Consider the following 13,385-nt stretch of genomic DNA (forward strand, 5'->3'; position numbering starts at 1 on the left):
GTGGAGACCGAGACGAGCACCTTCTGGGGGCCGGATTTCGCGCAGCTCAGGGCCACCGATCCGGAGATCGCCGGGGTGGTCCTCGGCGAGCTGGACCGGTTGCGGGGCGGCCTTCAGCTCATCGCCAGCGAAAATCTGACCTCGCCGGCGGTGCTGGCCGCGCTCGGTTCGACACTGACCAACAAGTACGCCGAGGGTTACCCGGGCCGGCGCTACTACGGTGGCTGCGCCGAGGTGGACCGGGCCGAGGAGATCGGCATCGCCCGGGCCAAGGAGTTGTTCGGGGCCGAGCACGCCAACCTGCAGCCGCACTCCGGGGCGAGCGCCAACCTGGCCGCGTACGCCGCGCTGGTGCAGCCGGGGGACACGGTGCTGGCGATGGACCTGCCGCACGGCGGGCACCTCACCCACGGCAGCCGGGTGAACTTCTCCGGCAAGTGGTTCCACCCGGTCGGCTACCCGGTCCGGCCGGACACCGAGCAGATCGACTACGACGAGGTACGGGACCTGGCGCGGGCGCACCGACCCAAGCTGATCATCTGTGGGGCCACCGCGTACCCGCGCCTGATCGACTTCGCGCGGTTCCGGGAGATCGCCGACGAGGTCGGCGCGTACCTGATGGTGGACGCGGCGCACTTCATCGGCCTGGTCGCCGGCCGGGCGATCCCGTCCCCGGTGCCGTACGCCGATGTCGTCTGCGCCACCACCCACAAGGTGCTGCGCGGCCCGCGCGGCGGCATGATCCTGTGCCGCGAGTCGCTGGCCCAGCGGATCGACAAGGCGGTCTTCCCGTTCACCCAGGGCGGTCCGCTGATGCACGCGGTGGCGGCGAAGGCGGTGGCGTTGCGCGAGGCCGCCCAGCCGGAGTTCCAGACCTACGCCCGGCAGGTGGTCAGCAACGCCCAGGCGCTCGCCGCCGGGCTGGCCGACGAGGGGATGCGCCCGGTGTCCGGTGGCACCGACACCCATCTCGCCCTGATCGACCTGCGCGAGCTGGGGGTGACCGGCACGGAGGCCGAGCGACGCTGCGACGCCGCGTCGATCACCCTGAACAAGAACGCCATCCCGTACGACCCGCAGCCGCCGATGGTGGCCTCCGGCATCCGGGTGGGCACCCCGAGCGTCACCACGCAGGGGATGCGCGAGGGGGAGCTGCGCCAGGTGGCCACCCTGATCGCCCGTGCGGTGCGCACCGATCCCGGTGCCCCGGGTGGGGCCGACGAGTTGGTCCGGCTCGGTGCCGAGGTGTCCGAGCTGGTAGCGGCGTTTCCGGCGTACCCCCGTGGCTGAGCCCGGGGTGGTCGAGCCGGGCACCGACCGGCGGTGGCGGCTGCGGCACCTGCCGGTGTTGTTGGGCGCGTCGGCGGCGCTCGCCGTTGTCGCCGCGGTGGTGGGCGCTGTGACCGGCGGCGTGACGGGGGCGCTCGGCGCGGCGGCCGGCGTGGGCGTCACGGTGCTCAGCTACACCCTCACCACTGTGGTACTGGCCCGGGCCGACCAGATCAACCCGCAGTTGCTGCTGCCGCTCGGGGTGGGCCTGTACGTGCTGAAGTTCAGCCTGCTGGGTGTGGTGCTGGTGGCTGTGGCGTCGACCGGTTGGCCCGGTTTGATCCCTCTCTGCCTTGGCATCGTCGCCGGGGTGGCAGTGTGGACAGCGGTACACCTCTGGTGGCTGACCGCGGTGCACGCTCGCCGGCCCCGCGGCTGACCTGGCGGTCGTCCCAACCAGCGGACGCGCCGCAATGTGTCGGCCTCCGGTCATTTTCCGACGGGCGGAAGGGGAGTAGCGTGCCCACAGACGACGGCGCCCACGAGAAGCCCACACAACGACGGTTGTGCGGGGGGTGAGGCACAGCCTCGTCTTCCCGGCTGATATCGTTCGCCCCGTCATGGCTGGTGACCAAACCCCCCGTCCCGCCGGTGAACCGGACGATTATCCGTCCGGCGCCGGTCAGGGTTGGACCGCGCTCAGCTACCTCATCGGAGGAATGCTCGTGTGGGGTTTCATCGGCTGGCTGGTCGACCAGTGGCTCGATACCGGTGGCGTCGCCACCGGGATCGGCGTCGTGCTCGGCGTGACCGGGGGGATCATCCTCGTCGTCCGTCGGCTCGGCACGCCTACTTAGGAAGGGACACGGTGTTCGGACAGGCGAACGTTCTGGCAGCGGGCCAGGCGGCATTCCCACCCAGTGTGGACGACTTCTACCTGCCCGCGATCGCGCCCTGGGGTGTGGAGAACGCTCCGTGGTTCACCAAGTTCACGCTGATGATCTGGATCGCGGTCGGCGTTCTGATCATCTTCTTCCTGGCGACGTACCGGAACCCGAAGTTGGTGCCGACCAAGAAGCAGTGGTTCGCCGAGTCGATCTACGGATTCGTCCGGAACAACATCTCGGTCGACATGATCGGTCACCAGGGCGTGCGGTTCGCTCCGTACTTCACGACGCTGTTCTGCTTCGTGTTGCTGACGAACGCGTTCGCGATCATTCCGCTCTTCCAGATCTCGCCGAACTCGCACATCGCCTTCCCGGCGATCCTCGCGGTGATCAGCTACGTGCTGTTCAACTACATCGGCATCCGGCACCACGGCTTCGGCAAATACTTCAAGCACGCCCTGATCCCACCGGCACCGTGGTACATCCTGCCGCTGCTGATCCCGATCGAGGCGTTCTCGACCTTCATCATCCGGCCGTTCTCGCTGGCCGTTCGTCTCTTCGCCAACATGTTCGCCGGCCACATGCTCCTGCTGGTCTTCACGCTCGGCGGCTTCGCGATGCTCAACGCCAACGCCTGGCTGGCGCCGATCTCGGTGGTCTCCTGGGTGATGACCGTGGCGCTGACCCTCCTCGAGGCGCTGGTCATCGTCCTGCAGGCCTACGTCTTCACCGTGCTGAGCGCCAGCTACATCCAGGGTGCGCTCGCCGAAGAGCACTGATCCACGCACCAACCGTTGTCGTCCCGCGTGAGAGTCACGCGTGATAACCAGGAGGAACCACACCAATGGACGCTAGCGTTCTCGCCGAGGTCACCGGTAGCACCGCTGCCATCGGCTACGGTCTCGCCGCCATCGGCCCGGGCATCGGCGTTGGCCTGGTCTTCGCCGCCTACATCCAGTCGACCGCCCGGCAGCCCGAGTCGTCGCGCATGACCCTGCCGTACGTCTGGATCGGCTTCGCCGTCATCGAGGCGCTCGCGCTGTTCGGCATCGCCTTCGGCTTCATCTGGGCCGGCTGATTCCGCCCCTTCCGACCGGGAGGTCACCCATGTTGTTCCTCCTCGCCGCCGAGGGTGGTGAGTCAGACCACAACCCGATCATTCCGATCTGGCAGGAGATCGTGGTCGGCACGGTCGCCTTCGCCGTGCTCTGCTTCGTGCTGATGAAGTTCGTCTTCCCGCGTATGGAGCAGACGTTCCAGGCTCGGGTCGACGCGATCGAGGGCGGCATCAAGCGCGCCGAGGCCGCCCAGGCCGAGGCGAACCAGCTGCTCGAGCAGTACCGTGCCCAGCTCGCCGAGGCCCGGACCGACGCCGCCAAGATCCGTGACGACGCGCGGGCCGACGCCGAGGGCATCCGGCAGGACATCCTCGCCAAGGCGCGGGAAGAGTCCGACCGGGTCATCCAGGCGGGCAAGGACGCGCTCGCCGCCGAGCGGGCCACCATCGTGCGCGAGCTGCGCGCGGAGGTCGGCACCATCGCGGTGGACCTGGCCAGCAAGATCGTTGGCGAGTCGCTGGCCGACGAGGCGCGGCGTAAGGGCACCGTCGACCGGTTCCTGAGCGGTCTCGAGAGCACGGGGGCCCGCTGATGCAGGCCGCCAGCCGGGAGTCGTACAAGGTCGCGGCCGAGCGCCTCGACACGTACGTCCGCGGCGCGGAGCCGTCAGCGGTGGCCTCCACCGCCGACGCCATCCTCTCCGTGGCGACCCTGCTGCGGCGTGAGCCGCGGCTGCGCCGGGCGCTCTCCGAGCCGTCCCGGTCCGGCGAGGATCGCGGCGCTCTGCTCGGCGACATGCTGGGCGGGCGGATCGGCGCGGACGCGCTCGACCTGCTCGTGTCGCTGGTCTCCGGCCGGTGGTCGGCACCGTCGGAGTTGCTCGACGGCGCCGAGCGCCTGGGCGTGGAGGCGCTGCTGGCCAGCGCCGACTCCGCCGGCGAGCTGGGCGAGGTCGAGGACGAGCTGTTCCGCTTCGGCCAGGTAGTGGCCGGTCAGTCGGCGCTGAGCAACACGCTCGCCGACCCGGTCGCCCCGGTCGAGCAGCGGGCCACCCTGGCCCGCGAGCTGCTCGCCGACAAGGCCCGTCCGGTCACCGTCCGCCTCGTCGAGGTAGCACTGGGCGGGTACGGCGGGCGCTCCTTCACCGGCGCGCTCACCCGGCTGGTGGAACTCGCCGCCGAGCGACGTGACCGGCAGGTGGCGTACGTGATCGTCGCGGCCCCGTTGAGTGACGAGGACGAGCGCCGGCTGGGTGCGAGCCTCAGCGCGATATACGGTCGAGAGGTCTCCGTCAAGCAGACGGTGGACCCCCACGTCCTGGGTGGCGTGAGCGTGCGGGTCGGCTCCGACCTGTACGACGGCACCATCCTGCGCCGCCTCAACGAGACCCGCAACGCGCTCGCGAAGCGCTGAGCGGCTCCGCCGCCCAGCAATGCGGTGGCTTCGCCGCCCCGCCGCTGAGCGGCTCCGCCGCCCAGCATCGGGGTGGCTGGACCGCTCAGCGCCCGGAATGACAGACGCCATTCGGACCGGTCGGTACTAGGTATCCCGGGCCCCTGAATTTTAAGGAAGCAGAGGATGGCCGAGCTGACCATCTCGACGGAGGAGATCCGCGGCGCCCTGGAGCGCTACGTCTCTTCCTACTCGTCCGACGTCTCCCGCGAGGAGGTCGGCACCGTCGCCGACACCGGTGACGGTATCGCCCACGTCGAGGGCCTGCCTTCGACCATGACCAACGAGCTCCTGGAGTTCGAGGACGGCACGCTCGGCGTGGCGTTGAACCTCGACGTCCGGGAGATCGGTGTCGTCGTTCTCGGTGACTCCGCCAAGCTGGAGGAAGGGCAGCGCGTCAAGCGCACCGAGCGGGTTCTCTCCGTTCCGGTCGGCGACGCCTTCCTCGGCCGCGTGGTCAACGCGCTCGGTGAGCCGATCGACGCGCTCGGCGACATCGCCAACGAGGGCTTCCGCGAGCTGGAGCTGCAGGCTCCGAACGTGATGTCCCGGCAGTCCGTCGACGAGCCGCTGCAGACCGGCATCAAGGCCATCGACGCGATGACCCCGATCGGTCGGGGTCAGCGGCAGCTGATCATCGGTGACCGGAAGACCGGTAAGACCACTGTCGCTCTGGATGCCATCCTCAACCAGCGGGACAACTGGCGCACCGGCGACCCGAAGAAGCAGGTTCGCTGCATCTACGTCGCCATCGGCCAGAAGGCCTCCACGATCGCCTCCATCAAGGGGCAGTTGGAGGAGGCGGGCGCGATGGAGTACACGACCATCGTCGCCTCGCCGGCCTCCGACCCGGCTGGGTTCAAGTACCTCGCCCCGTACACCGGCTCGTCCATCGGGCAGCACTGGATGTACGGCGGCAAGCACGTTCTGATCGTCTTCGACGACCTGAGCAAGCAGGCCGAGGCGTACCGCGCCGTGTCGCTGCTGCTGCGTCGCCCGCCGGGCCGTGAGGCGTACCCGGGTGACGTCTTCTACCTGCACTCCCGCCTGCTGGAGCGCTGCGCGAAGCTCTCCGACGAGCTGGGTGGCGGCTCGATGACCGGTCTGCCGATCATCGAGACGAAGGCCAACGACATCTCGGCCTTCATCCCGACCAACGTCATCTCGATCACCGACGGCCAGATCTTCCTGGAGACCGACCTGTTCAACCAGGGCGTCCGTCCGGCGATCAACGTCGGTACCTCGGTCTCCCGGGTCGGTGGCGCCGCGCAGGTGAAGCCGATGAAGAAGGTCGCCGGTTCGCTGCGGCTCAACCTGGCCCAGTACCGCGAGCTGGAGGCGTTCGCCGCCTTCGCCTCCGACCTGGACCGGGCCTCCCGTGCCCAGCTGGACCGCGGTTCGCGCCTTGTCGAGCTGCTCAAGCAGCCGAACTACTCGCCGTTCCCGGTGCAGGAGCAGGTCGTCTCGGTCTGGGCCGGCACCGAGGGCAAGCTGGACGACGTTCCGGTGGGTGAGGTGCGGCGCTTCGAGTCGGAGTTCCTCCAGTACCTGCGGCACAAGCACGAGGGTGTGCTGGCCGGCATCGCGGACAACCAGTGGAACGATGACATCATCGGCTCCCTGGACAGCGCGATCGCCGAGTTCAAGCAGGTCTTCCTCGGCAAGGAGGACGAGCGCAAGGTCAACGACGCGCCGGCCGCGCCGCTTGAGGGCGACGAGAACCGCGAGACGGTGACCCGCTTCCGCGACGGCGCGACCGACCGCCCGGCCGAGAGCTGATCCCGTGGCGGCCCAGGTACGCGTTCTTCGTCAACGGATCCGCTCGGCGAAGTCGATGAAGAAGATCACCAAGGCGATGGAGCTCGTGGCGACGAGCCGGATCGCCAAGGCTCAGGCCCGGGTGCAGGCGTCCCTGCCGTACGCCCAGGCCATCACCGGCGTGCTCACGGCGCTGGCGTCCAACGCGCGGATCGACCACCCGCTGCTCACCCCGCGTGAGCGGGTGCGGCGGGCCGGCGTCCTGTTGGTCACCAGCGACCGTGGCCTGGCCGGCGGTTACAGCTCCAACGCGATCAGGATGGCGGAGTCGCTGATCGCGCGGCTCAAGGCGGACGGCAAGGAGCCGGTGCTCTACGTCATCGGGCGCAAGGGCGTCGGGTTCTACCGCTTCCGCGAGCGGCCGATCGAGGCGAACTGGACCGGCTTCAGCGAGCAGCCGTCGTTCGAGGACGCCCGTACCGTTGGTGAGACGCTGATCAAGGCGTTCACGGCCGGTGCGGACGACGTCGACGGCGGCGCCGGAGCGGACGGGGTGCTCGGCGTCGACGAGTTGCACATCGTCTACACCGAGTTCCACTCGCTCATGACGCAGAGCCCGGTTACCAAGGTCATCGGTCCGATGCAGGTGGAGGACCGGCCGCGCTCCGAGGGGTTGCTGCCGGCGTACGAGTTCGAGCCGGAGGCGGAGGCGCTGCTCGACGCGCTCCTGCCGAGGTACATCAACACGCGGATCTACGCGGCGTTGATCGAGTCGGCGGCGAGTGAGTCGGCGGCACGGCGGCGGGCGATGAAGAGCGCCACCGACAACGCCGAAGAGATGATCGAGAAGTACACGCGCGAGATGAACTCGGCTCGCCAGGCCGGGATCACCCAGGAGATCAGCGAGATCGTCGGCGGCGCCAACGCGCTGGCCGCGTCGGGAAGTGAAGTGTGATGACTGCACCAGTAGAGACCAAGACGGCCACGGGTCGCGTGGTCCGGGTCATCGGCCCGGTCGTCGACGCCGAGTTCCCGCGCGACGCCATGCCGGCCCTGTTCAACGCCCTGAACGTGAAGGTGAACCTGTCCGGCGGTGAGAAGACGCTGACCCTGGAGGTTGCCCAGCACCTGGGTGACAACCTGGTCCGTGCCATCTCGATGCAGCCGACCGACGGCCTGGTCCGGGGCGCCGAGGTGCGCGACCGCGGCGAGCCGATCACGGTGCCGGTGGGCGACGCGGTCAAGGGCAAGGTGTTCAACGCGATCGGCGAGGTGCTCAACCTCACCGAGGGCGAGACGTTCGAGGCCGACGACCGGTGGGGCATCCACCGCAAGGCCCCGGCCTTCGCCGACCTTGAGCCGAAGACCGAGATGCTGGAGACCGGCATCAAGGTCATCGACCTGCTCGCCCCGTACGTCAAGGGCGGCAAGATCGGCCTGTTCGGCGGCGCGGGCGTGGGCAAGACGGTGCTCATCCAGGAGATGATCACCCGTGTTGCCCGCAACTTCGGTGGTACCTCGGTCTTCGCCGGCGTGGGTGAGCGCACCCGTGAGGGCAACGACCTCATCGCCGAGATGACCGAGTCCGGCGTCATCGACAAGACCGCGCTGGTCTACGGCCAGATGGACGAGCCGCCGGGCACCCGGCTGCGGGTGGCGCTCTCCGCGCTGACCATGGCCGAGTACTTCCGGGACGTGAAGAAGCAGGAGGTGCTGCTCTTCATCGACAACATCTTCCGCTTCACGCAGGCCGGTTCGGAGGTGTCCACCCTGCTCGGCCGTATGCCGAGCGCGGTGGGTTACCAGCCGACCCTGGCCGACGAGATGGGCGAGCTCCAGGAGCGGATCACCTCCGTCCGGGGCCAGGCCATCACCTCCATGCAGGCGATCTACGTGCCGGCGGACGACTACACCGACCCCGCCCCGGCCACCACGTTCGCCCACCTGGACGCGACCACCAACCTGGAGCGGTCGATCTCCGACAAGGGCATCTACCCGGCCGTGGACCCGCTGGCGTCCTCGTCCCGGATCCTCGCCCCGGAGTTCGTCGGCAACGAGCACTTCCAGGTTGCCACCGAGGTGAAGCGGATCCTGCAGCGCTACCGCGACCTGCAGGACATCATCGCCATCCTCGGTATCGAGGAGCTCTCCGAGGAAGACAAGATCACCGTGGCGCGCGCCCGGCGGATCGAGCGCTTCCTCTCGCAGAACACCTACGCGGCGGAGCAGTTCACCGGCGTGCCGGGCTCGACGGTCCCGATCAAGGAGACCATCGAGGCGTTCCGTAAGATCAGCGAGGGTGAGTACGATCACTTCCCCGAGCAGGCGTTCTTCATGTGCGGCGGTCTCGAGGACCTGGAGCGTAAGGCTGAGGAGCTGATGAAGGGCTGACCAGCCCTCGTCCGATCTGTAGCAAAAAGACTGCCCCGGCAATGCCGGGGCAGTCTTTTGTTCATGTTCGCGTCCTACCATCGTCGCGGTCCGTTACTCGTGGTCGTCACTTTGGAGGCTCCCGAGCTACGGTTCGTTCCGCGCTCACCTGAACGAGCGTTGATCTTTGCAACCTTTCGGCGACGTGCGCCCGTCTTCCTCGTCGTGGGCGTAACGAACGGAGATGCTCGTGGGTAAGGCCGGCAAGAGGGGCCGCAAGCCGTCCATCTGGCGAGGTGTGCCGCGGTGGGCCAGGATCTGCACCGTGTTCGGCACCGTGCTGGCCGTGCTCAGCGGCGCTGTGCTGGTCGGCACCGAGGTGCTGATGGCCCGCTACGAGGGGTCCGTCGGCAAGGCAGACCTCTTCGGCGACCAGGCGGCGGGCGCCCAGGCGAAGAAGAGCGACATCAAGGGCCCGCTCAACATCCTGCTCGTCGGCATCGACCCGCGTACGCCGACCGCCGCGCCGCTGGCCGACTCGATCATGGTGCTGCACGTGCCGGCCTCGATGGACCGGGCCTACCTGTTCTCGCTGCCGCGTGACCTCTACGTGCGGATCCCGGCGTTCAAGAAGGCTGACTTCCCGGGCGAGACCACGAAGATCAACGCCGCGATGTCGTTCGGCAGCAAGGTGCCGGGAGGCAACCCCGACGCGGCACGGGGCTTCGAGTTGCTGGCCACCACAGTGCAGAACGTCACGGGCATCAAGCGCTTCGACGCTGGCGCGATCATCAACTTCACCGGTTTCCAGAAGATCGTCGACGCCATGGGCGGTGTCGACATGTACATCGAGCGCGACGTGAAGTCCGAGCACAAGCAGCCGGACGGCAAGCCACGGCCGGGCAACACCCGTGGTGAGGGCTACGTCGGCCCGCAGGCGCTCTACAAGAAGGGCAACCGGCACCTGAGTGGGTGGCAGGCGTTGGACTACGTCCGGCAGCGCTACCCGAAGAACGGCGTTCCGGATTCCGACTACGGTCGGCAGCGCCACCAGCAGCAGTTCGTCAAGGCCATGGTCGGCCAGGCGTTCAGCGCCGACGTGGTGTCCAATCCGATCAAGCTGGACAAGGTGCTCCGCGCCGCCGGCCAGTCGTTGATCTTCAACGGTCGAGGCAACAGCGTGGTCGACTTCGGCCTCGCCCTGAAGGACATCCGCCCGAACACCATCGAGATGATCAAGCTGCCCGGTGGCGGGGTCTTCGAGGGTCAGAAGTACCTGGGCGAGCAGTTCCAGGACGGTGTCCCGGACTTCTTCACCGCCCTACACAACGAGCAACTCGACCCGTTCCTGCTGGAGCACCCGGAATTCGTCAACAAGACCAAGTAGTCAGGTAGGCGTTGTCGCCACCCGCGTTGGGCGCGCCGCGTCGTCAGGCTAGACTTTCGGCAATCCGTAGCCGCAGCAAGGAGACAGCGTGGCACAGCAGCTTCACGTCGAGCTCGTCGCCGTCGAGGAGAAGGTCTGGTCCGGTGACGCCGAGATGGTCGTCGCCCGGACGACCGAAGGCGAGCTCGGTGTCCTGCCGGGGCACGCGCCGCTACTCGGCCAACTCGCCGAGCCCGGCCAGGTGCGTATCAAGCTCGCCGGCGGCGAGCAGATCGCCTACGAGGTGGCCGGCGGCTTCCTCTCGGTGAGCGCCGACGGTGTCACAGTGCTGGCCGAGAGCGCAACCCCGGTCTCCGCGCAGAGCCGCTGAGCCACACCGGGGATGGAGATCGTCGAAGGATTCGGAATCGGCGTTGTCGTCATCCTCGGCGCGCTTCTGATCCTCTTCGTCCGGCGAGCTCTGGTCACCCGCAGCGGTGGCATCATCCGGCTCAGCGTCCGGGTCTCCACCATGCTCGACGGCCGCGGCTGGTCGCCCGGCTTCGGCCGGTTCGCCGGTGACGAGCTGCGCTGGTACCGGATGTTCAGCTTCGCGATCCGGCCCAAGCGGGTGCTCTCCCGCAAGGGGTTGGCAGTGGAGCGCCGCCGGTTGCCCGAAGGTCAGGAACGGTTCTCCATGCCGGCCGACTGGGTGATCCTCCGCTGTACCAGTCACCACGCACCGGTGGAGATCGCCATGGCGCGATCGACAGTCACCGGTTTTCTCTCCTGGCTCGAGGCCGCCCCTCCGGGGGCGGTCTCGCCGCGTATGGCCTCCCAGGACTGGCCTGCCGCCTGATCCGCTCTTCTGTGGTTGCTCTTCTGGGTTTGCGGGGGAGCCCGCCCGGCTCCGGGCGGTCAGGCTTGATCCCTGCGCCGGGCGGGCTCCCCCCGCAAACCCCTTCGTGGGCACTGTCCGCCGTTCTGGCGCGTTTTTCGGGTTTCTTGAAACCGTGGTGTCGTGGTGGCCAGGATGGCCCGACTTCATGGAACCCGAGTCGATCTCGACGCTGACTCGCCCCGGCCCTGGCGGGGGTCGCCCGGAGGACGAGTCGGCCCTGGCTACGCGTGGTGGCGGGCAGAGTGGGAACCCAGACCTCGACGTGGTGCGGAGCGCCCGACGTTCAGCGCTTGCCGCCCGGCACCCATAGCACGTCTCCTGCCGGATTTGCCGTTCTTGACAGGATAAAGAGCAGATCGGAGAGCCGGTTGAGATACTTTGCCGGGAGCGTGCTGGTTCGTTCCGGATCGTGGCTCACCAGCGCCCACGCTGCCCGTTCGGCACGCCGGGCGACGGTCCGCGCCACGTGCAGCAGCGCCGCACCTGCGGTGCCGCCGGGGAGGATGAAGGAGTCGAGCTTGCTCAGGCGTGCGTTGTACTCGTCGCACCAGCCCTCCAGGCGCTCGACGTACTCCTCGGTCACCCGCAGCGGCGGGTACTTCGGCTCCGGCTCGACCGGGGTGGCCAGGTCGGCGCCGACGTCGAACAGGTCGTTCTGCACCGACCCCAGCACGCCGCGAAGCTCCTTGTCGAGGTCTCCCAGCGCGAGCGCGACGCCGATCGCCGCGTTGCACTCGTCGACATCCGCGTACGCGGCGATCCGTGGATCGGTCTTCGGCACCTGCTCGTTGTTGCTCAGCCTGGTCATGCCGGCGTCGCCGGCCTTGGTGTAGATGCGCGTGAGGTGGACGGCCATGACGCACAGCCTACGGATTCCCGACCTGACGATCCCGGCGCGGCCGGACAGCACCGCCGGCTGGCCGGTGGTGGTGGGCCCCGGCGACGCCGGCGATTCGGCGGTCAGCGATGTCGACGTCATCCGGGTACGCGGTGACGCCCGACTGTCCGGCACCGTGCACGTGGTCGGTGCCAAGAACTCGGCGTTGAAGTTGATGGCCGCCGCGCTGCTCGCGCCGGGCCGCAGCGTGATCACCAACGTCCCCCGGATCACCGACATCGCGATCATGGGGGAGGTGCTGCGTCGGCTGGGCTGCGACGTCCAGTTCGACGCCGACGACCCGGTCGACCCGATGGTCGCCAGTGGCGGCGTGGCCCGGTCCCGGTCGGTGACGATCGACGTGCCCGAGCAGCCGGGCGCGGAGGCCGACTACGACCTGGTCCGACGGTTGCGCGCGTCGATCTGCGTGCTCGGCCCGTTGCTGGCCCGCCGAGGGTACGTGCGGGTGGCCCATCCCGGCGGCGACGCGATCGGGTCGCGGGGGTTGGACATGCACATCTCCGGGCTGACCCGGATGGGCGCGGAGATCTCCGGTGAGCACGGGTTCGTCATCGCCTCCGCCCCGCACGGTCTGCGGGGCGCTGACATCGTGCTGGATTTCCCCAGTGTCGGCGCGACCGAGAACCTGGTGATGGCGGCGGTGCTGGCCCAGGGCACCACGATGATCGACAACGCGGCCCGGGAGCCGGAGATCGTCGACATCTGCACGATGCTCAACCAGATGGGCGCGCGCATCGTCGGCGCGGGCACGTCCACGTTGCGGATCACCGGTGTGCCTGGTCTGCGTCCGGTGCGCCACGCCACGGTGGGGGACCGGATCGTCGCTGGCACCTGGGCGTTCGGCGCGGCGATGACCCGGGGCGACGTGACGGTGACCGGGCTGGACCCGGCCTTCCTGGAGGTCGCCCTGGACAAGGTGGTGGCCGCGGGTGGGCTGGTGGAGACCCGGGGAGACGGCTTCCGCGTACGGATGGACGAGCGACCCCGGGCGGTGGACGTGGTGACGCTGCCGTACCCCGGCTTCGCCACCGACCTGCTGCCGATGGCGATCGGGCTGGCGGCCGTCAGCGACGGCGCCTCCCTGATCACCGAGAACATCTTCGACGGCCGGTTCATGTTCGCCAACGAGATGATGCGGCTCGGCGCGGACATCAAGACCGACGGGCATCACGCGGTGGTCCGGGGACGGGACCGGCTCTCCGGTGCCCCGGTGCGGGCCACCGACATCCGGGCCGGCGCGGGGTTGATCATTGCCGGGCTCTGCGCGGAGGGGGTCACCGAGGTCTCCCACGTGCACCACGTCGACCGGGGTTACCCGGACTTCGTTGCCGACCTGCGTGCGCTCGGGGTGGCTGTCGAGCGGGGCACCACGCCGGAGGAGCCGGCACTGGAGATCTGACGGCCCCGCCACTTAGTCATCGTTCAG

The 13,385-nt window shown here is 68.7% G+C and carries 15 protein-coding genes; 14 read left to right on the forward strand and 1 reads right to left on the reverse strand.

Features of this window, described 5'->3' with window-relative positions:
• The 13 genes from glyA (at position 1) to AB0B94_RS19645 (ending at position 11,019) form a co-directional block, all read left to right on the forward strand.
• The gene (gene glyA / locus AB0B94_RS19585) at positions 1-1,290 is read left to right on the forward strand and encodes a serine hydroxymethyltransferase (protein WP_357281773.1); all 1,290 of its coding nucleotides are present in this window, start codon (positions 1-3) and stop codon (positions 1,288-1,290) included.
• Entirely contained in the window at positions 1,283-1,708 is a 426-nt protein-coding gene (locus AB0B94_RS19590; protein ID WP_357281776.1) for a hypothetical protein, read from the forward strand. Before glyA ends, AB0B94_RS19590 begins: the two co-directional genes overlap by 8 nt.
• A gap of 181 nt (positions 1,709-1,889) precedes the next feature.
• Positions 1,890-2,126, forward strand: a complete 237-nt coding sequence (locus tag AB0B94_RS19595) for an AtpZ/AtpI family protein (RefSeq protein WP_091405894.1) — start codon at positions 1,890-1,892, stop codon at positions 2,124-2,126.
• Positions 2,127-2,137: 11 nt separating this feature from the next.
• Positions 2,138-2,935, forward strand: a complete 798-nt coding sequence (atpB, locus tag AB0B94_RS19600) for a F0F1 ATP synthase subunit A (protein ID WP_091405892.1) — start codon at positions 2,138-2,140, stop codon at positions 2,933-2,935.
• Between the two features lie 65 nt (positions 2,936-3,000).
• The gene (locus AB0B94_RS19605) at positions 3,001-3,234 is read left to right on the forward strand and encodes an ATP synthase F0 subunit C (protein ID WP_091405890.1); all 234 of its coding nucleotides are present in this window, start codon (positions 3,001-3,003) and stop codon (positions 3,232-3,234) included.
• Positions 3,235-3,266: 32 nt separating this feature from the next.
• Positions 3,267-3,806 carry a F0F1 ATP synthase subunit B gene (locus AB0B94_RS19610; RefSeq protein ID WP_112584053.1) on the forward strand — a complete coding sequence of 180 codons (540 nt, stop codon included), beginning with the start codon at positions 3,267-3,269 and terminating at the stop codon, positions 3,804-3,806.
• Entirely contained in the window at positions 3,806-4,627 is an 822-nt protein-coding gene (locus tag AB0B94_RS19615) for a F0F1 ATP synthase subunit delta (protein ID WP_357281780.1), read from the forward strand. The genes AB0B94_RS19610 and AB0B94_RS19615 overlap by 1 nt, the downstream gene beginning before the upstream one ends.
• 165 nt (positions 4,628-4,792) lie before the next feature.
• A complete protein-coding gene (gene atpA / locus AB0B94_RS19620; RefSeq protein ID WP_357281783.1) occupies positions 4,793-6,445 on the forward strand; it encodes a F0F1 ATP synthase subunit alpha in 1,653 nt (550 codons plus the stop codon).
• 4 nt (positions 6,446-6,449) lie between these two features.
• A complete protein-coding gene (locus tag AB0B94_RS19625; RefSeq protein WP_328652358.1) occupies positions 6,450-7,379 on the forward strand; it encodes a F0F1 ATP synthase subunit gamma in 930 nt (309 codons plus the stop codon).
• A complete protein-coding gene (atpD, locus tag AB0B94_RS19630; RefSeq protein ID WP_350858522.1) occupies positions 7,379-8,815 on the forward strand; it encodes a F0F1 ATP synthase subunit beta in 1,437 nt (478 codons plus the stop codon). Before AB0B94_RS19625 ends, atpD begins: the two co-directional genes overlap by 1 nt.
• Positions 8,816-9,038: 223 nt before the next feature.
• On the forward strand, positions 9,039-10,181 hold the full coding sequence (locus tag AB0B94_RS19635; protein WP_357281788.1) for an LCP family protein: 1,143 nt from the start codon (positions 9,039-9,041) through the stop codon (positions 10,179-10,181).
• 88 nt (positions 10,182-10,269) lie between these two features.
• Positions 10,270-10,551 carry a F0F1 ATP synthase subunit epsilon gene (locus tag AB0B94_RS19640; protein WP_030488054.1) on the forward strand — a complete coding sequence of 94 codons (282 nt, stop codon included), beginning with the start codon at positions 10,270-10,272 and terminating at the stop codon, positions 10,549-10,551.
• A 12-nt stretch (positions 10,552-10,563) separates the two neighbouring features.
• Positions 10,564-11,019 (forward strand): DUF2550 domain-containing protein, encoded by a 456-nt coding sequence (locus AB0B94_RS19645; RefSeq protein WP_124857610.1) that lies wholly within the window; start codon positions 10,564-10,566, stop codon positions 11,017-11,019.
• 325 nt (positions 11,020-11,344) lie between these two features.
• On the opposite strand, the gene AB0B94_RS19650 is transcribed toward AB0B94_RS19645, so the two are convergent.
• Complete coding sequence (locus AB0B94_RS19650; RefSeq protein WP_357281793.1) at positions 11,345-11,917, reverse strand: cob(I)yrinic acid a,c-diamide adenosyltransferase; 573 nt, start codon at positions 11,915-11,917, stop codon at positions 11,345-11,347.
• Between AB0B94_RS19650 and murA the strand changes: the two genes are divergently transcribed.
• Positions 11,916-13,358 carry a UDP-N-acetylglucosamine 1-carboxyvinyltransferase gene (murA, locus tag AB0B94_RS19655; RefSeq protein WP_357281796.1) on the forward strand — a complete coding sequence of 481 codons (1,443 nt, stop codon included), beginning with the start codon at positions 11,916-11,918 and terminating at the stop codon, positions 13,356-13,358. The genes AB0B94_RS19650 and murA overlap by 2 nt on opposite strands.
• The last annotated feature ends 27 nt before the right edge of the window (positions 13,359-13,385 follow it).

The organism is Micromonospora sp. NPDC048986, from assembly GCF_040649335.1.
In the GTDB taxonomy this organism is placed as follows: domain Bacteria; phylum Actinomycetota; class Actinomycetes; order Mycobacteriales; family Micromonosporaceae; genus Micromonospora; species Micromonospora alfalfae.

Excerpts from the sequence above, each read along its gene's own strand:
- AB0B94_RS19595 (WP_091405894.1), top strand. The coding sequence starts at position 1,890 with ATGGCTGGTGACCAAACCCCCCGTCCCGCCGGTGAACCGGACGATTAT.
- AB0B94_RS19605 (WP_091405890.1), top strand. The coding sequence starts at position 3,001 with ATGGACGCTAGCGTTCTCGCCGAGGTCACCGGTAGCACCGCTGCCATC.
- AB0B94_RS19615 (WP_357281780.1), top strand. The coding sequence starts at position 3,806 with ATGCAGGCCGCCAGCCGGGAGTCGTACAAGGTCGCGGCCGAGCGCCTC.
- atpA (WP_357281783.1), top strand. The coding sequence starts at position 4,793 with ATGGCCGAGCTGACCATCTCGACGGAGGAGATCCGCGGCGCCCTGGAG.
- atpD (WP_350858522.1), top strand. The coding sequence starts at position 7,379 with ATGACTGCACCAGTAGAGACCAAGACGGCCACGGGTCGCGTGGTCCGG.
- AB0B94_RS19635 (WP_357281788.1), top strand. The coding sequence starts at position 9,039 with ATGCTCGTGGGTAAGGCCGGCAAGAGGGGCCGCAAGCCGTCCATCTGG.
- AB0B94_RS19645 (WP_124857610.1), top strand. The coding sequence starts at position 10,564 with ATGGAGATCGTCGAAGGATTCGGAATCGGCGTTGTCGTCATCCTCGGC.
- murA (WP_357281796.1), top strand. The coding sequence starts at position 11,916 with ATGACGCACAGCCTACGGATTCCCGACCTGACGATCCCGGCGCGGCCG.
- AB0B94_RS19650 (WP_357281793.1), bottom strand. The coding sequence starts at position 11,917 with ATGGCCGTCCACCTCACGCGCATCTACACCAAGGCCGGCGACGCCGGC.